Here is a 16,016-nt window from a genome sequence, read left to right as displayed (position 1 = left end):
TGTCAACCGAATGCTCGACGCCTGCGCCGTACTGCTCGATGAGATCGGCTACCAGAAGCTGACCACGACCCTCATCGCGCAGCGCGCCGAGGTGGCCATCGGGTCGGTGTACCAGTTCTTCGGCGACAAGCGGGCGGTGGTGCGCGCGCTGGACGTCCGGTACCTGGACGAGTACATGTCCCGGCTTGAGAACTACATCACCGCCGAGAAACCGCAGCACTGGTCCCAGTTCGTGGACGCCGCGATCGACGAGTACATCGACATGCATCGCACCGTCCCCGGCTTCCGGACCCTCCACTTCGGTGACACGGTGGACATCCACCTGATGGACGAGGAACGCAGCAACGACGACGTCCTGACCGAGCGGCTGCTGGAACTGATCTTCGGGCACTTCAGCTTCCCGGACCAGCAGGTGGTGCGGCTGACGCTGACCGTCGCGGTGGCCACCGGGGACGCCCTGATCAAACTCGCGTTCCGGCACGACCCCGAGGGTGACGACACCATCCTCAACGAGGCGAAGGTTCTGTTGCGGGACTACCTGTCCCGGCACATCGCGTGAGAGAGGCTCGGATGTACATAGTGGAGTTGTCCTTCGACGGCAGCCCGGAGCGGCTCGAACTGCGTCCGGCACACCGCGAGAAGCTGGCCGCCCTGCACGCCAAGGGCACCTGCCCGATGGCGGGCCCGTTCCCCGACCAGTCCGGGGCGGCGCTGATCTTCGACGTCGACAGCGAAGCCGAGGTTGACGCGATCCTGGACGACGACCCGTACTACCGCGCGAAGGGTGTCACCGTGGTGCGCAAGCAGCCCTGGAACCCGTTGCCGCTCTAGCGACTTCGCCACACCGAGCCGGGCGGCGGCGGACGACCGACGTCGGCCGGTCCGTACCGCCCCGGCCGGTCAGGCGTTGGCGAGGCTGACGGTCTCGACGGCGAGCGAGGAGTCGGCCGGTATGTCCATACGGGACTCGGTCACTCCGGCCGCGACCAGGTGACTGCCCAGTGCCGCGACCATCGCGCCGTTGTCGGTGCACAACTTGCGGCTCGGGAACCGCAGCGTCAGCCCGGCGGCATCACACCGCTCCTGGGCCAGCTCGCGCAACCGCGAGTTCGCCGCGACCCCGCCGCCCAGCAACAGCGTGTCGATGCCGTGCTCGCGCGCCGCGTCGATGGCCTTGGCGGTCAACACATCGCACACCGCCTCCTGGAACGACGCCGCGACATCGTTGACGGGGATCTCGGCGCCCTCACGCTGCCGGGCCTCGATCCAGCGGGCCACGGCCGTCTTCAGGCCCGAGAACGAGAAGTCATAGCGATGCTTGGCCAGATCGCGGGGCCCGGTCAGCCCGCGCGGGAAGTCGATCGCCGTCGGATCCCCCAGGCGAGCGGCCGCGTCGATGTGCGGCCCGGCCGGGTACGGCATGCCCAGAATCCGGCCCACCTTGTCGTAGGCCTCGCCAGCGGCGTCGTCGAGGGTCTGGCCCAGCAACCGCACCTTCCCGGCCAGGTCCTCCACGTACAACAGCTCGGTGTGCCCGCCCGACACCAACAACCCCAGCGACGGCTTGGGCAGCGGCCCGTTCTCCAGCGTGTCCACGGCGATGTGCGCGTCCAGGTGGTTCACGCCGTACAGCGGCTTGCCCGCCGCCAGCGCGTACGCCTTCGCGGCGGCCAACCCCACCAACAGCGCACCCGACAGGCCCGGCCCCGCCGTCACCGCGATGGCGTCGACGTCCGACAGCTTCACCCCGGCGACGTCCAGGGCCCGACGCATCGTCGGCACCATCGCCTCCAGGTGCGCGCGCGAAGCCACCTCGGGGATGACGCCCCCGAACCTGGCGTGCTGCTCGACGCTGGAGGCGACCTCGTTGGCCAGCAGCTCCAGTCCCCGCACGATCCCGACGCCGGTCTCGTCGCACGACGACTCGATGCCCAGTATCAGCGGTTCCCTCATTGCCTCAGCTCCTTCATCATCACCACCGCGTCGGTGTTGCTCGGTTGGTAGTAGCCCTTGCGGATCGCGACCCCCTCGAAACCGAAGGCGTCGTACAACCGCTGCGCGGCCGCGTTGTCCACGGCGACCTCCAAGGCCAGCCGCCGCACGCCCTGTCCCTCGGCCCGCCCGATCAGGTCGTTCAACAGCGCGCGGGCCACACCGCGCCGCTGGGCCGCCTTGCGCACCGCGATGTTGTTCACCCAGCCGTCGTCCCCCGACAACGCCAGCCCGGCATACCCGAGCACCCGCTCGTCGTCCAACACCACCCGGTAATAGTGCCCGGCAGCCAGCTCGGACCAGAACATCGCCGCGTTCCACGCCTCGGCACCGAACAGCTCGTCCTCGATCGGCAACAGCTGTTCGATGTGCCACCAGCGCAGCGGCGCGATGTCCCAGTCAGGCACGCTGCTGGACTCCGCCGATGTTCACGTTGGGACGTCGCAAATACAGCGGCGTCAAGCTCTCGGACGGCTCCTTGGCGACGATCCGCTCCCGAGCCACCCAGGCCAACCGCCCGGGATGCGGATAACGCGGCGCCCCGGCCGGAGCGACGCCCAGCACGTCGGCATAACGATGCACCCCATCCCCATAAGCCCCATCCGCGGCCTTGGCCCGCTCCACCAACGTCTCCGGGGCCGCCACCTCGGGCCCCTCAACGCGCACACCGTCCTCATAAACGGCCCAGTACACCTCTTTACGACGAGCATCGGTAGCGACGAACACCCGCCCACTCGTCATAGCCCCGATCCCGTCCAACGAGCAAACCCCGTACACGGGAACATCGAGCGCGTGCGCCATCGCAGCGGCGGTAACCAGCCCGGCCCGCAAACCGGTGAACGGCCCCGGCCCCAGCCCCGCCACCACGGCCCCCACATCACCGGGCACAGCCCCGCGCGCGGCCAGCTCGCCCTGTATCAGCGGCGCCAGCTGCTCCCCATGAGCCCGAGGGTTCACCACAACGCTGCCCTCGGGCATCGACATGGTGGTGCCGTCGAACTCGGCGATCGCGGCCGTCACGGCCGGAGTGGAGGTGTCCACGACAAGAATCAGCACGTCAACAGTTTAGGCCCCGGGGCCTCCTGCCTCCTCCCCACTTCTGACGGTAGCCCCGGACGACTGAGGCCAGGCTTAATCGCGCTGAGACAGGGCTTAACGCCAGCGCTCGCAGGCGTTCGGCCCAGTCACCGCCGGTGGGATGGAGGGTCAGTTCGCGGACGTCGTCGGGGCGCCGGTCGATGCGGATCTCGAGGTGGTCGGAGCTGAGCTGTTCGGCCACGCCCGCACCCCACTCCACGACGGTTACCGAGTCCTCGACGGTGGCGTCCAGGTCGAGGTCGTCCAGCTCGTCCAGACCGCCCAGTCGATACGCGTCCACGTGGACCAACGGGGTTGATCCTTTGTGGATGCGCGCGATGACGAAGGTGGGGCTGGCCACCGTGCCCTCGACCTTCAGGCCCTCGCCGATGCCCTGGGTCAGCGCGGTCTTGCCCGCGCCCAGGGAGCCGGTGAGGATCAGGAGGTCACCGGGTCGCAGCAGGGCGGCGAGCCGGGCGCCGAACGCCCAGGTGTCCTCGACGGTTTCCAGAAGCACTTAGTCCCCCGTTCTCTTCTTCTTGCGCAGCCAGGGTTTGCGGCGTTTGACAGGTTCTGCTGGTTGGCGGTCGCGTTCCAGGGCGTCCAGGCACTCGCTCAGGTGGGCGAACAGCGGGTCGGTGACCAGTTCGGGCTTCTCCAGCAGCGCGACGTGTCCGGCTTCCGGGACGATGTTGAGTTTCGCGTGTGGCAGCGCTTCGGCCAGCGCGACCGAGTGTTCCGGCGGGGTGAACTGGTCGGAGTCGCCGCAGCTGATGAACACCGGGATCGAGGCGAGTTGCGGCAGCACGTCGTGTTCGTCGTGTTCCAGGAGTGCTTTGCTGAAGCCGATGACGGTCTTGATGGGGGTGGCGGTGTTCATCTTCTCGACATAGGACACCAGGGACGGTGAGGGTTTGCGGGTCGCGAAGCCGTAGCGGCGGGTCAGTCGCCAGGCCAGGTCGCTGGCTACCCTGCGGGCGCCGTCGATGACGCCGGGGGTCAGTGCGATCGCCTTCGACAGCGCGGGCAGGAAGACCTTGCGGGCCCGGGCCAGCGCCTTGGGGGCACCGAAGGACACCTTGTCCAGTCCTCCGGCCGTTGTGGACAGCAGTGCGACGCCCCGCACCCGGGAGGCGAACAGTTCCGGGTAGCGGCGCGCGAACGCCAGGATCGTCATGCCGCCCATGGAATGTCCGACCAGGAACACCGGGCCGGTCGGTACCGCTTTGGCGAGCACCGCGTACAGGGCTTCGGCCAACGATTCGATGTCGTACTCCGGCAGCGGCAGTTCGCCGGACTGGCCGTGGCCGGGTTGGTCATAGTAGACGGCCCGCAGTGGCATTGTGGACTCGGTGAGGGCGCGGCGTTGGAAGTGGAAGGTTCCCATGTCCAGGCAGAAACCGTGGACGAACACCGCGGTGGCCTCGGCCTCGCCGACGCCGCGGCTGTCCACGGTCTCGACGTGGACGTCGATGCCGTCCGCGGTGGTGATGGTGCGAATGTCGTCGGCGTGCAAGTTCGCGAACGGCTCCTCGGCATAGGGATCATTCGGGTCGCTGCGGGCCCGTTTGATCAGGTAACGCTCGGTGGCCACCCCGGCTGCTATCCCCGCCGCGGCCAAACCGGCTACCGCGCCGATGATTCCGGCGCGGCTGGTCTTCTTGTTGCCCACGATCTCCTTGGGGCTCATGTGTTCTTCCCTACGTAGCGGCGGGGTATGCGGGGGCCGATCGAGGTGAGGATCTCGTAGGAGATGGTGTCGTGCCAGGTCGCCCAGTCCTCGGCGGTGATGTCGCCGTCGCCGAAGAACTCGACGACGTCGCCGGCGCGCACGTCGCCTTCGTCCACTTCGACCACGACCTGGTCCATGGACACCCGGCCCCGGATCGGGCACCGCCGTCCGCCGACGAGCACTTCGGCCCTGTTGGACGTGGAGCGGGGGATGCCGTCGGCGTAGCCCAGCGGCACGATCGCCACCCGGGTGGGGCGCTTGGTGACATACGTGTGGCCGTAACCGATGCCGTGCCCGGCGGGCAGCGTCTTGACCAGCACGACGCGGGCCCGCAGCGTCATCGCGGGCCGCAGCGGCGCCTCGGTGGCGACCGGCGGGTACCCGTAGACGGCGATGCCGGGCCGCACCAGGTTGTAGTGCGTGTCGGGGTGGGCCAGCAGTCCGGCCGAGTTGGCCAGGTGCTGCCACTGCGGCTGGACGTCGGCGGCCCACAGTAGATCGAGGAAGTCGCGGAAGTTGTCGTCCTGGGATTGAGTCAGCGGGTTGCCGGGCTCGTCGGCGCAGGCCAGGTGACTGAAGGCGCCGACGATCTCGATCCGGCCGTCGGCCTGGGCCTTGGCGGCCAGGTCGACGAGGGTCTGCCATTCGGCCCGCGGGGCCCCGCCGCGTCCCATCCCGGTGTCGGCCTTGAGGTGAATGCGCGCCGGATGCCGCGCCCCGGCGTCGGCGACGGCGCTGAGCTGTTCCCGGCTGGCCACGGCCAGCTCGATGTCGGCGTCCACGGCGGCGGCCAGGTCCAGACCGGGAGCCACCAGCCAGGCCAGGATCGGCGCGGCCACGCCGCTGTTCCGCAACTCCATCGCCTCGTCGAGCGTCGCCACCCCGAGCCGGGACGCGCCGCCGTCCAGGCAGGCTCGCGCGGCGGGTACCAGCCCGTGCCCGTAACCGTTGGCCTTGAGCGCGGGCATCACGGCGGCGCTGGTGCGCCCGGCGAGCGCCTCCACGTTGGCGGCGATGGTGCCCAGGTCGACCACCGCCTCGGCCTGAAAAGACATGCAGTCCAGGGTACGTGTCCTGCGTCGGCGGGTGCGCGGACGCGTGGGTGAGGCGGGGAATTGTCAGCCAGTTCAGCGACGACTGATCACTGGCTCTTCTTCAGCTTCACCTTGTCCCGGTGCCCCAGGACGATCGCGGCGATGTTGTCGCGGGCCACGTTGCCGGGGTTCCAGTACCCGTTGTGGGCCTTGATGGCGTCGCGCGGGATCCCGAACATGGACAGGAACCACGGCTGCCGTCCGGTGTCGGCGCAGGTGAAGATCTTCGCGCCGAACCCGGGTTTGCACGGCGGGATGCCCAACAGGCCCGGCGGCGTCTTGATGATGAGGTCGCCGGGCGCCACCGTCGCCCACACCTTCTCGGCGCCGACGCTGAGCTTGTCCGCCTGCACCACCCCGACACCGGGGGCGCCGACGAACACCATGCCGTCCACCGACAACCGCCGCTCCCGGTCGGCGATACCGATCACGGTGGAGCCGTACGAGTGCCCGACCATCGTGATCCGGGTGCGGGGGCCGTCACGGGTCACCCGCAGCCCAGCGATGAAGCGGTCGAGGCTGACCGCCGCGTTCTCGGCGAACCGGGGGCTGGCCGCGTCGGGAACGATGCTGTCGGGGGCGTCGTAGCCCAGCCAGCGCACCACCGCGGTCTTCTTCCCGCCGTCGCGGCTTGCGGCGTCTCCGGCCATCGCGTCCATGCGGGCGTAGTCGTCCAGAGCCTCGTCGACGGCGGCGAACGCCCCGGGCACGAACACGGCGACGTTATCGGATATGTCGGGATTGCCCAGGGCGACAACGGCTTTGCCGTCACCGCTCACATCGAAGTCAATGAGGAAGTACGCCAGACCATCCACAGGCGACGGCCGCTCGATCCAGTCGCTGAGGATCCGCAGACTCTGCCGGGACGCCCGCTTCTGGAGGATCCGCGCCATACGTTCCCCCACTTCGGACGCCAGTTGCCCGAACGGCAGCTGTTCGGCCTTCTTCCCCCAGACTTCGATCGCCTCGAGTATCGCGGTCAGATCGGCGCGGTTGGCCCGGTCGCGGACTTCGACCGGAATACCGTCCATTCCCCCGATCCGTTCCGGCCGATCTGCCAGCAGACCCAGCCGTTCCCCGTTCCCCAGTGCCTCCCACCACGACTTCACCAACAGCGGTTTCTCGCCGAGCGGCGGTACGGATATAGCCGCCATGGACCCCTCCTGCGTGAGATATCAACTGTCCCAACGTATCCCAGTTGTGACGAAGACGACACCCTCCCCGTTCACGGAACTTTCGAGCCCGTGCGAAAATCGCCTGGTCGGCAGCGCCGCCGAGCCCCCTTAACTGACCGCAGAAAAGGAGATCTCGGGTGGCTGACATCCGCATTCCCACCAACCTGCTTCCCGCCGACGGCCGTTTCGGCTCCGGCCCCAGCAAGGTTCCCGCCGCCGCGATCACCGCGCTGGCGCAGGCCGCCCCGGACTTCCTGGGCACCTCGCACCGCCAGGCCCGGGTCCGCGACCAGGTCGCCCGACTCCGCCGTGGCCTCAGCGACTTCTTCCGCCTGCCGGACGGCTACGAGGTCGTCCTCGGCAACGGCGGCACCACCGCGTTTTGGGAAGCGGCCGTGTTCGGTCTGGTCCGCGAGACCGCCCAGGTCGCCAGCTTCGGCGAGTTCGGCGCCAAGTTCGCCAAGGCCATCAAGACCGCGCCCTTCGTCGGCGACCCGACGGTCATCACCGCCGAACCCGGCACGGCGGCCTACCTGTCGCAACAGGACGGTGTCGACGTCTACGCCACCCCCCACAACGAGACCTCCACCGGCGTCGCCATCGACGTCAAACGGGTACCCGGCGACGGCCTCATGCTCCACGACGCGACCTCGGCCGCCGGTGGCCTCAACTTCGACGTCACCGAAACCGACGTCTACTACCTCGCCCCCCAAAAGGGTCTGGCCTCCGACGGTGGACTGTGGATCGCCCTCATGTCCCCCGCCGCCCTGACCCGGGTCGAGCAGATCGCCGCGTCCGGCCGCTACATCCCCGAGTTCCTCAACCTGTCCACAGCGGTGGACAACTCCCGCAAGGAACAGACCTACAACACCCCGGCACTGGCGACGATCTTCCTCGCCGCCGAACAGGTCGACACGATGAACGCCGCCGGTGGCCTCGACGCGGCCGCCGCCCGCTGCGCCGACAGCGCCGACCGGCTCTACACCTGGGCGGAGAAGTCCCCTGTGGCCTCCCCGTTCGTCACCGACCCGAACCTGCGCTCCAACGTGGTCGCCACGATCGACTTCGCCGACTCCGTCGACGCCAAGGAACTCGCCAAGGTGTTGCGCGCCAACGGCGTCCTCGACACCGAGCCCTACCGCAAACTCGGCCGCAATCAGCTCCGCATCGCGATGTACCCGGCCATCGACCCGGACGACATCTCGGCGCTGACGGCCTGCGTCGACCACGTCATCGACCGCCTGTAACCACGAGAACAGCTTTACGGCCGGAGCGTACCCACGCTCCGGCCGTTCGCTGTCCGTCTCAGCCCTCACTCACCCTCATAAGCGGCCTTCAGCACGGCGTTGTCCAGTTTGCTCATCTTGTACATCGCCTGCACCGCCCGCAACTTGGCCTCCGGCTCCCCATTGACGATGTAGTCCATCAACAGCGTCGAGTTGATCTGCCAGGACAGCCCGTACTTGTCCTTCAACCACCCACACGGACCTTCCTCGCCGCCCTCACTCAGCGCGGCCCACAACCGATCGATCTCCTCCTGGCTCTCACAATCCACCAGAATGGACGCGGCCTCGTTGAACGTGAACTCCGGTCCACCGTTGAGCGCGTTGTACTGCTGCCCATCGAGTTCGAAATCGATGGTCATCACCTGCCCGGAGCGGTCCGGGTTCTCATCCCCGTAGCGCGTAACGGTCTTGATCTTGGAGTTGGGGATCAGGGACGTGTAGAAGTTGACGGCTTCCTCGGCCTGGGTGTCGAACCACAGCGAGGTACTGATCTTGGACATATCGAGCACTGCCTTTCGATTCGGGACCGAGCTCTTCGGCCCGGTTCACCCATACAGACGAGACGCACCACCGCAACTCATCGCTCAACCGACCGCTTGTTTCACCAACGCGGCGATCCGCTGGCGGTTGGCGTCGTTCCACTCGGTCACAGCGAAACTCGTCGGCCACATGGTCCCGTCATCAAGGTTCGCGTTCACCTCGAACCCGAACGTCGCGTACCGCACCTTGAACTTCGACGCGGCCTGAAAGAAGCACACGTTCTTCCCGTCCTTGGCGTACGCGGGCATCCCGTACCAGGTCTTCGAGGTCAGCTGGGGCGCGACTTCCTTCATCAGCGCGTGAATCCCCTCGGCGATGACCCGGTCTTCCTCGGGCATCTCGGCGATCTTCGCCAGCACGTCGGCCTCGCCGTCCTTCGACTTCTTCGCCCCGCGCTTGGTCTCCTTCTTCAGCTCCGCGGCCCGCTCCTTCATCGCGGCCTTCTCGGCGTCGTCGAAGCCCACGTACTTGCCGTCGGCGCTGTTCTGCTTCGCGCTCTTCTTCGCGGTCGCCATCGTGGCGGTCCTCCTCTTTCGGCTCTCGCCTTGGCCCGGGTCACCCGGGCCAAGGTCAATTCTCAATCTAGAACCGCGTCCGCACGTCCGGCTTCTCGAAAACCGATCGATGCCGAGGCTCAGGGGTCACAGGTTCGGCTGCTCACTGCGATTCGCCAGGGTGCTGACCAGGTCCGCATCGCAGGCGCCCTGGTAGACGCGGACGTCGTCGATGGCACCGTCGAGGTGTCCTGACCCCGGGCCTGATCGGCCCAGCTGAATCCCGGTGGTGGCCCAGGGCGTGGTGAAGGCAAGCGGCTGACTGGCCTCGCCGTTGACCCACAACACCAGTTCGCCGGTGAATGCGTCAAAGGTGAGGCTCACGGCTTGCCCGAAACTGCCGTACGGCGCGATCCCGTGGTCCACCGTGATCGTCTCAGCGGAGGCACTGTCGTCTTTCGCGACGACGAGGCGCCACGCGTCGGCCTCGGCGGAATACTTGACTTCGACGAGATTGGCGTTCTGTCCCGGCAAGGCGAACACGGTCATGTCGCGTCCCGGAGTCACGTCCGTGAGGCGAACCCTCGTCGTCACGCTGAACGACAGTCGCGTGTCGACCAGTGTGTCGCCGGTGTGGGCGAATCCGGTTTCACCGTCCAGTTTCAGGTGTCCCGCGCCCATCAGCGGACGAGGGCTGCTCGACGAAGTCCGGGTGTAGATGCTGGCGCCCCCGTCGAGCGTCAGCGGGGATTTCCCGGTGTACTCGGCACCATTGGCGTTGAGCTGCCAGTAGGCAGCGCGGTGCGGGGCGATGGTGTTCAGGTGGTCGGTCTCGTGTGCGAACACGACCCGGTCGAAAAGGCGAACCTCGGCGAGCGACCCGTCGAGATGGCGACCGTATTCCCCCGAGTGCAGCGAACGTCCGATCTGGATGGTGTTGTCGGCTTTCCATGAGCTGTCACGGTTCTCAGTTCCCACGGACCGCCCGTTGAGATACAGCTCCATCGTGCGCTCGTGGTCGTCGTAGACTCCGGCCACGTGCACCCACTGGTCGTGGTTGGTCTGGCTGACCACTCCGCCGGAAACGGTGTGGGCGGCGGAATCCCCGTCCTCGCCGGGAACCTGGAGCGTCCAGGTACCGGAATCGCTCGACGTCGACCGATAGCCCAGGACGAATCCCGCCTCCTCGGTGCCGTCCACCGACACGATCGTCTGGTCGCGGCCCAGGTCGTCGATCTTGACCCATGCGGCGGCGGCGAAACCCTCGTCGGTCGGCACCAGTCCCGAAGCCTCAGTGGAGATATACGCGTTCGCACCACCGTCGAAACTGGCGGCCGTCGGCTCTTTCGGACCCGCGACCCCGAACGCGACACCGGAACCGGGCTTGCCCGGATTGGAACCGGCGCTGTCAGCGGCCGTGTCCGATCCCGGCGCCTCCGACAGGTCGTAGGACGACACCGGGCCGCGCGCCGACACCCGGAACGCATAGCTGCTCGAGGAACCGGTGCCGTCCGCGTGCAGGGCCGAAACCGACACGAGGTGCCGTCCGCTCATCCTCGGCATGTAGGAGACGGTCACCGGGGCGCCCGGCGACTCGGGTTCAACGTCTTCGACCCTTCCACCCTCGCTGAACGTCACGCGATACGAGACGACGTCGTCGGGGCTGTCGATCGTCAGCTCCCCGACCTCGCCGACCATCGGGGAGATGACGTCGCCGTCAGGGAAATCGGTACTGGTGATCACCGGCTCGGCCGCGGCGGCCGGTGTGGACGCCAGGCCGATCCCGGCACCGGCGACGGAGACGATCACGAGGGATGACAACAGTTTTCGGGCATGCGAACGCAGGCGAAAGCGGAGCATGGGGGCACCTCGGCTTCGAATGAATACAGTGAACAGTGACTTCGACTTAGGACAATCCCGTGAGTCCTAAGCAATATGCACAGTAATCGACGCTTACGACTACTGCCAGTGCATACTGAAGATATTCAATGTATTGCCTGCGTGGCGGCGCCGGATGTTAATTCAGTGAACATCCGGCCACCGCCGCCGCTAGCTACAGGATTGTCCAGGTGTCGCCGCCGGTCAGGAGCTTGGTGAGTTCCTGTTCCGGGGTGGTGTCGACGGGTTTGGCCGCTTCGACCTGGCGGCGGACCGAGGCGTCGTAGGTGTCGCGTTTGACGTTGCGCAGGACGCCTATGGGGGTGTGGTCGAGGTTCTCGCCCGACAGGCGGGAGAGGGCGAACGCGTAGGAGGGGTCGGTGACGGTTTCGTCGTGGACCACGATGTCCGACGGGGGGACCGAGGCGGTCTCGGCGACCTTGATGCCCCAGCCGTTGCGGACGACCGCGTATTTGCCCTCGGGGCCGAAGGTGATCGGTTCGCCGTGGGTGAGGCGGATCAGGGTTTCGTCGCGGGAGTCGGGGTTCTTGAGGACCTCGAAGGCGTCGTCGTTGAAGATCGGGCAGTTCTGGTAGATCTCGACGAACGCGCTGCCCTCGTGTTGGGCCGCGGTGGTGAGGACCTGTTGGAGGTGCTTGCGGTCCGAGTCGAGGGTGCGGGCCACGAAGGAGGCCTCCGCGCCCAGCGCGAGGGAGAGGGGGTTGAAGGGGGCGTCGACCGAACCCGCCGGGGTGGACTTGGTTATCTTGCCCACTTCGGACGTTGGGGAGTACTGGCCCTTGGTGAGGCCGTAGATCCGGTTGTTGAACAGCAGGATCTTGAAGTTCACGTTGCGGCGCAGGGCGTGGATGAGGTGGTTGCCGCCGATGGAGAGGGCGTCGCCGTCGCCGGTGACCACCCAGACCGACAGGTCGGGGCGGGTGGTGGCCAGACCGGTGGCGATGGCGGGGGCGCGGCCGTGGATGGAGTGCATCCCGTAGGTGTTGAGGTAGTACGGGAAGCGGGAGGAGCAGCCGATTCCGGAGACGAAGGCGATCTTCTCGCGTTCGAGGCCGAGGCTGGGCAGGAAGGACTGCATCGCGGCCAGGATGGCGTAGTCGCCGCAGCCCGGGCACCAGCGCACTTCCTGATCGGACTTGAAGTCCTTGGGCTTCAAGGTGAGCGCTACCGGCTCAGACATTCTTGACGACCTCCTCAAGCATGGATTCCAGCTCGTGCGAGGTGAAGGGCAGTCCCCGCACCTGGTTGTAGCCGACGATGTCGGCGTCGAAGCGGGAGCGCAGCAGGCTGGACAGCTGGCCCAGGTTCATCTCCGGGATCACGACTTTGTCGTATGAGGACAGAACGTCGGACACGTTGGCGGGCAACGGGTTGAGGTGACGCAGGTGCGCCTGGGCGATGTGGACGCCGCGGCCGCGCAGCGCGCGGCAGGCCGCGCCGATCGGGCCCCAGGTGGAGCCCCAGCCGAGTACCAGTACCCGGGAGTCGCCGTCGGGGTCGTCGACGGTGAGGTCGGGGACCTTGATGGCCTCGATGCGGGCCGCGCGGGTGCGGACCATGAAGTCGTGGTTGGCCGGGTCGTAGGAGATGTCCCCGGTCCCGTCCTTCTTCTCCAGACCGCCGATGCGGTGTTGCAGACCCGGGGTGCCCGGGACCGCCCAGGGGCGGACCAGGGTTTCGGGGTCGCGTTTGTAGGGCCAGAACGCTTCGGTGCCGTCCTCGTCGACGTGGTTGAGCGCGGAGGCGAACTCGACGCGCAGGTCGGGCAGGTCGGCGACCTCCGGCAGCGACCAGGGTTCGGAGCCGTTGGCCAGGTAGCCGTCGGACAGCAGCATCACCGGGGTGCGGTGGTGCAGCGCGATCCGGCACGCCTCGATCGCGGCGTGGAAGCAGTCGGAGGGCGACTGGGCCGCGATGACCGCGACCGGGGCCTCACCGTGACGGCCGTGCAGTGCCATCAGCAGGTCGGCCTGTTCGGTCTTGGTGGGCATGCCGGTGGAGGGTCCGGCGCGCTGTACGTCGACGACCACCAGCGGCAGTTCGAAGGCGACCGCCAGCGAGATGGTCTCGGACTTCAGCGCGATGCCCGGGCCGGAACTGGTGGTGATGCCCAGCGCGCCGCCGTAGGAGGCGCCCAGGGCGGCGCCGACGGCGGCGATCTCGTCCTCGGCCTGGAAGGTCGTCACGCCCAGCTTCTTGTGCTTGCTGAGTTCGTGGAGGATGTCGGAGGCGGGCGTGATGGGGTACGCGCCCAGGAAGACCGGCAGCTGGGCCCGGACGCCGGCGGCGACGAGGCCATAGGCGAGGGCGACGTTGCCGGTGATGTTGCGGTAGGTGCCCGACGGCAGTTTGGCCGGCGGCACCTCGTAGCGGACCGCGAAGGTCTCGGTGGTCTCACCGTAGGCGTGTCCGGCGCGCAGGGCCGCGATGTTGGCGGCGGCGATCTCGGGCCGGGCGGCGAACTTGCGTTTGATGAAGCTCTCGGTGGTCTCGGTGGGCCGCGAGTACAGCCACGACACCAGGCCGAGGGCGAACATGTTCTTGGCGCGGGCCGCCTCGTTCTTGCCGATGTCGAACTCGGCCAGCGCTTCGATGGTCAACGAGGTGAGCGGGACCGCGTGTACCTGGTACGACTCGACGGTGCCGTCCTCGAGCGGGTTGGCGGCGTAGCCGACCTTCTTGAGGTTGCGGGGCGTGAACTCGTCGGAGTTGACCACAATGGTGGCGCCGCGGGGCAGGTCGGGCAGGTTGGCCTTGAGCGCGGCGGGGTTCATCGCCACCAGAACGCCCGGCGCGTCGCCGGGTGTGAGGATGTCGGTGTCGGCGAAGTGGATCTGGAAGCTGGACACCCCGGGCAGGGTGCCGGCGGGGGCGCGGATCTCGGCGGGGAAATTGGGAAGAGTTGACAGGTCGTTGCCGAGCTTCGCGGTCTCGGCGGTGAACCGATCCCCGGTGAGTTGCATTCCGTCGCCGGAATCCCCCGCGAAACGGATGACGACCCGGTCCAATTGCCGGACGGTATTCACGACAGATGCACTCTCCTAGAGCGAAGTCTCGGGAAACCTTTCCTACCCTCGCGATCGTACGTCGTCGTAAGGGGGATCGTTCGGTGTGCGACGGGCGACACTCGGCTCAGCCGAACCGTTGGCAACGCGGTCACCGGGATCCAGTAAGCCCGACGTGGACTCGGATCCCGGTGACGATGTCGAGGGCTCCTCGGATGGGGTTCCGCTCGAACTCGATGGTTCGTCCGAGGGTTCCTCGTCGGGTGCCTCGTTGAACCCGTCCCCGTCGTAGACAAAGGTTTCCTGGGTCTGTCCCTCGGTCGAGGGGCCAGTGTCCACAGTGACCTTGTTGCCGTCGACGGAGACGACGTCGATGGCGGTCCCGGGCTCGGCCGTGTCGACGAAGTCCTTCGCCGTGGCCTCGTCGTCATCGCGTTCCAGCGCGATGACACCCGACAGCTCGTCGCAGTCGATCTCGACGATCAGGTCGTTGCTGACCCCGTCGTCGTCGAGGGCGGTCACGGTTCCGTCGGAGGCCAGGCTCCACTTGCTGTCCGGCTTCGAGACGCCCTCCTTGGAGAAGGTGTACGTCCCGGCGGGGCAGTCGGCGGCGGCCTCGGGCCAGTCGGGCAGCGTGATCGCCAGACCGTGCAGGTCGTCGTCCTCGGTCTTGTCGTCGTCCGGCTTGGAGGAGCTGGACGGGTCCTTGCTGCTGGAGCCGCCGTCCTCGCCACTGGCGACGCTGGAGCTGCCGTCGCCGCGGTCGTCCGGCATCTCGCCGGAGGAGGCGACGGTCTGGGCCACCGCGGCCCCACCGGCGATCAGGCCGGTGAACGCCAGTGCGGCCAGCGAGACCGTCAGCGCGCGTTTGCGGGGTCGGGCGGTGTCAGCCTTGGCCATGACCTCGGCTGCGGGCGGGTGTGGGAAGTTCTTGGGCGCCTGGGCACGGTACGAGGAAAAGGCTGCGGTGATCAGTTCCTCGTCCGGGTCGCGGGCGGGCTGGAAATCAGCCATGCGGGCTCACCTCCCCGGATCTGCGGAATTCACCGGTGGCTTCGTACTCGTTGAGGTAGCGCGCCAGCTCGGAGCGTCCCCGGTGCAGCCAGGATTTGACTGTGCCCTCCTTGGCGCCGGTCTGGGCGGCGATGTCGGCGACCGACATGTCACCCAGGTAGTGCAGGACGACCGCGCGGCGCTGCTTCTCGGGCACCTGGCGCAGCGCCTCCACGAGGGCGACGTGGTCGGGGCTCATGCCCGGGTGCGGCTCCGGCGGCTGGGCGCGCTGCAGGAACCGGCGGGCGACGGCGTTGCGGCGGTGGCGACTGGTGGCGAGGTTCCAGGCGACACGGCGGATCCATGCCAGCGGCTCGTCGTAGCCGCCGATGGTGTCCCACCGTTGCCAGGCACGCAGAAACGCCTCCTGGACCAGGTCCTGGGCCTCGCTCGCATCCGAAGTGTACGCATACACTTGGGCAGCGAGCTCCGAGAATCGCGACTCATAGAGCGCGATGAACTCGCTTTCCGATCGCACGCGCACTCCGTCACGTTCGACAACACCTACACGCTCGCCCCCGACTGCGTTGTCGACGGCGACTGGCGCCATTTTTCCTGTCGGCCGGTTACCGCCACGCGCCGGGGGGGCACTGATGTCGAGCGGCATGGTGCCACCGAGCGCCAGCGTGCTCGCCATCGCTTACTCCTCACCAAGTATGGATGTCTATC

Annotated in this window: 17 protein-coding genes; 3 read left to right on the top strand and 14 right to left on the bottom strand. The window is 67.6% G+C overall.

Annotated features, from left to right (window positions below):
* The first annotated feature begins 10 nt into the window (after positions 1–10).
* On the top strand, positions 11–559 hold the full coding sequence (locus SNAS_RS02810; RefSeq protein ID WP_041624512.1) for a TetR/AcrR family transcriptional regulator: 549 nt from the start codon (positions 11–13) through the stop codon (positions 557–559).
* A gap of 11 nt (positions 560–570) precedes the next feature.
* Positions 571–831: a YciI family protein gene (locus SNAS_RS02805; RefSeq protein WP_013015850.1), complete on the top strand. Its 261-nt coding sequence runs from the start codon at positions 571–573 to the stop codon at positions 829–831.
* Positions 832–900: 69 nt separating this feature from the next.
* Here SNAS_RS02805 and tsaD read toward each other — a convergent pair whose 3' ends face one another.
* The 7 genes from tsaD to SNAS_RS02770 form a co-directional block, all read right to left on the bottom strand.
* Positions 901–1,953, bottom strand: a complete 1,053-nt coding sequence (gene tsaD / locus SNAS_RS02800; RefSeq protein WP_013015849.1) for a tRNA (adenosine(37)-N6)-threonylcarbamoyltransferase complex transferase subunit TsaD — start codon at positions 1,951–1,953, stop codon at positions 901–903.
* The gene (gene rimI, locus SNAS_RS02795; protein ID WP_013015848.1) at positions 1,950–2,399 is read right to left on the bottom strand and encodes a ribosomal protein S18-alanine N-acetyltransferase; all 450 of its coding nucleotides are present in this window, start codon (positions 2,397–2,399) and stop codon (positions 1,950–1,952) included. The genes tsaD and rimI overlap by 4 nt, the downstream gene beginning before the upstream one ends.
* Positions 2,392–3,048: a tRNA (adenosine(37)-N6)-threonylcarbamoyltransferase complex dimerization subunit type 1 TsaB gene (gene tsaB, locus SNAS_RS02790; protein ID WP_013015847.1), complete on the bottom strand. Its 657-nt coding sequence runs from the start codon at positions 3,046–3,048 to the stop codon at positions 2,392–2,394. Before tsaB ends, rimI begins: the two co-directional genes overlap by 8 nt.
* A gap of 1 nt (position 3,049) precedes the next feature.
* Entirely contained in the window at positions 3,050–3,586 is a 537-nt protein-coding gene (tsaE, locus tag SNAS_RS02785; protein WP_013015846.1) for a tRNA (adenosine(37)-N6)-threonylcarbamoyltransferase complex ATPase subunit type 1 TsaE, read from the bottom strand.
* Positions 3,587–4,759 carry an alpha/beta fold hydrolase gene (locus tag SNAS_RS02780; protein WP_013015845.1) on the bottom strand — a complete coding sequence of 391 codons (1,173 nt, stop codon included), beginning with the start codon at positions 4,757–4,759 and terminating at the stop codon, positions 3,587–3,589.
* On the bottom strand, positions 4,756–5,856 hold the full coding sequence (gene alr, locus SNAS_RS02775) for an alanine racemase (protein WP_013015844.1): 1,101 nt from the start codon (positions 5,854–5,856) through the stop codon (positions 4,756–4,758). The genes SNAS_RS02780 and alr overlap by 4 nt, the downstream gene beginning before the upstream one ends.
* 86 nt (positions 5,857–5,942) lie before the next feature.
* Positions 5,943–7,049: an alpha/beta hydrolase gene (locus SNAS_RS02770; protein ID WP_013015843.1), complete on the bottom strand. Its 1,107-nt coding sequence runs from the start codon at positions 7,047–7,049 to the stop codon at positions 5,943–5,945.
* 158 nt (positions 7,050–7,207) lie between these two features.
* Between SNAS_RS02770 and serC the strand changes: the two genes are divergently transcribed.
* Complete coding sequence (gene serC, locus SNAS_RS02765) at positions 7,208–8,317, top strand: phosphoserine transaminase (RefSeq protein WP_013015842.1); 1,110 nt, start codon at positions 7,208–7,210, stop codon at positions 8,315–8,317.
* 65 nt (positions 8,318–8,382) lie between these two features.
* Here serC and SNAS_RS02760 read toward each other — a convergent pair whose 3' ends face one another.
* The 7 genes from SNAS_RS02760 to SNAS_RS02730 all read right to left on the bottom strand — a co-directional run bounded on the left by SNAS_RS02760 (position 8,383) and on the right by SNAS_RS02730 (position 15,984).
* Positions 8,383–8,856 carry a VOC family protein gene (locus SNAS_RS02760; protein ID WP_013015841.1) on the bottom strand — a complete coding sequence of 158 codons (474 nt, stop codon included), beginning with the start codon at positions 8,854–8,856 and terminating at the stop codon, positions 8,383–8,385.
* Positions 8,857–8,940: 84 nt separating this feature from the next.
* A complete protein-coding gene (locus SNAS_RS02755) occupies positions 8,941–9,411 on the bottom strand; it encodes an iron chaperone (RefSeq protein WP_013015840.1) in 471 nt (156 codons plus the stop codon).
* 126 nt (positions 9,412–9,537) lie between these two features.
* Positions 9,538–11,250: a LamG domain-containing protein gene (locus tag SNAS_RS02750; protein WP_013015839.1), complete on the bottom strand. Its 1,713-nt coding sequence runs from the start codon at positions 11,248–11,250 to the stop codon at positions 9,538–9,540.
* A gap of 193 nt (positions 11,251–11,443) precedes the next feature.
* Positions 11,444–12,469: a 2-oxoacid:ferredoxin oxidoreductase subunit beta gene (locus SNAS_RS02745; protein ID WP_013015838.1), complete on the bottom strand. Its 1,026-nt coding sequence runs from the start codon at positions 12,467–12,469 to the stop codon at positions 11,444–11,446.
* Positions 12,462–14,315: a 2-oxoacid:acceptor oxidoreductase subunit alpha gene (locus tag SNAS_RS02740; RefSeq protein ID WP_013015837.1), complete on the bottom strand. Its 1,854-nt coding sequence runs from the start codon at positions 14,313–14,315 to the stop codon at positions 12,462–12,464. The genes SNAS_RS02745 and SNAS_RS02740 overlap by 8 nt, the downstream gene beginning before the upstream one ends.
* A gap of 42 nt (positions 14,316–14,357) precedes the next feature.
* On the bottom strand, positions 14,358–15,308 hold the full coding sequence (locus SNAS_RS02735; RefSeq protein WP_013015836.1) for a hypothetical protein: 951 nt from the start codon (positions 15,306–15,308) through the stop codon (positions 14,358–14,360).
* Positions 15,301–15,984 carry an RNA polymerase sigma factor gene (locus SNAS_RS02730; protein WP_013015835.1) on the bottom strand — a complete coding sequence of 228 codons (684 nt, stop codon included), beginning with the start codon at positions 15,982–15,984 and terminating at the stop codon, positions 15,301–15,303. Before SNAS_RS02730 ends, SNAS_RS02735 begins: the two co-directional genes overlap by 8 nt.
* Between the last annotated feature and the right edge of the window lie 32 nt (positions 15,985–16,016).

The sequence above is a fragment of the Stackebrandtia nassauensis DSM 44728 genome (assembly GCF_000024545.1).
In the GTDB taxonomy this organism is placed as follows: domain Bacteria; phylum Actinomycetota; class Actinomycetes; order Mycobacteriales; family Micromonosporaceae; genus Stackebrandtia; species Stackebrandtia nassauensis.
The sequence above is the reverse complement of the archived record's forward strand: the minus strand, read 5'-3'. Positions and strand labels throughout refer to the sequence as shown.

What these genes read in the sequence shown, in the direction of transcription:
- SNAS_RS02805 (WP_013015850.1), top strand. Translation starts at nt 571, where the DNA reads ATGTACATAGTGGAGTTGTCCTTCGACGGCAGCCCGGAGCGGCTCGAA.
- SNAS_RS02780 (WP_013015845.1), bottom strand. Translation starts at nt 4,759, where the DNA reads ATGAGCCCCAAGGAGATCGTGGGCAACAAGAAGACCAGCCGCGCCGGA.
- SNAS_RS02760 (WP_013015841.1), bottom strand. Translation starts at nt 8,856, where the DNA reads ATGTCCAAGATCAGTACCTCGCTGTGGTTCGACACCCAGGCCGAGGAA.
- tsaD (WP_013015849.1), bottom strand. Translation starts at nt 1,953, where the DNA reads ATGAGGGAACCGCTGATACTGGGCATCGAGTCGTCGTGCGACGAGACC.
- alr (WP_013015844.1), bottom strand. Translation starts at nt 5,856, where the DNA reads ATGTCTTTTCAGGCCGAGGCGGTGGTCGACCTGGGCACCATCGCCGCC.
- SNAS_RS02735 (WP_013015836.1), bottom strand. Translation starts at nt 15,308, where the DNA reads ATGGCTGATTTCCAGCCCGCCCGCGACCCGGACGAGGAACTGATCACC.
- SNAS_RS02745 (WP_013015838.1), bottom strand. Translation starts at nt 12,469, where the DNA reads ATGTCTGAGCCGGTAGCGCTCACCTTGAAGCCCAAGGACTTCAAGTCC.
- SNAS_RS02770 (WP_013015843.1), bottom strand. Translation starts at nt 7,049, where the DNA reads ATGGCGGCTATATCCGTACCGCCGCTCGGCGAGAAACCGCTGTTGGTG.
- SNAS_RS02755 (WP_013015840.1), bottom strand. Translation starts at nt 9,411, where the DNA reads ATGGCGACCGCGAAGAAGAGCGCGAAGCAGAACAGCGCCGACGGCAAG.
- SNAS_RS02730 (WP_013015835.1), bottom strand. Translation starts at nt 15,984, where the DNA reads ATGGCGAGCACGCTGGCGCTCGGTGGCACCATGCCGCTCGACATCAGT.
- SNAS_RS02750 (WP_013015839.1), bottom strand. Translation starts at nt 11,250, where the DNA reads ATGCTCCGCTTTCGCCTGCGTTCGCATGCCCGAAAACTGTTGTCATCC.
- SNAS_RS02810 (WP_041624512.1), top strand. Translation starts at nt 11, where the DNA reads ATGCTCGACGCCTGCGCCGTACTGCTCGATGAGATCGGCTACCAGAAG.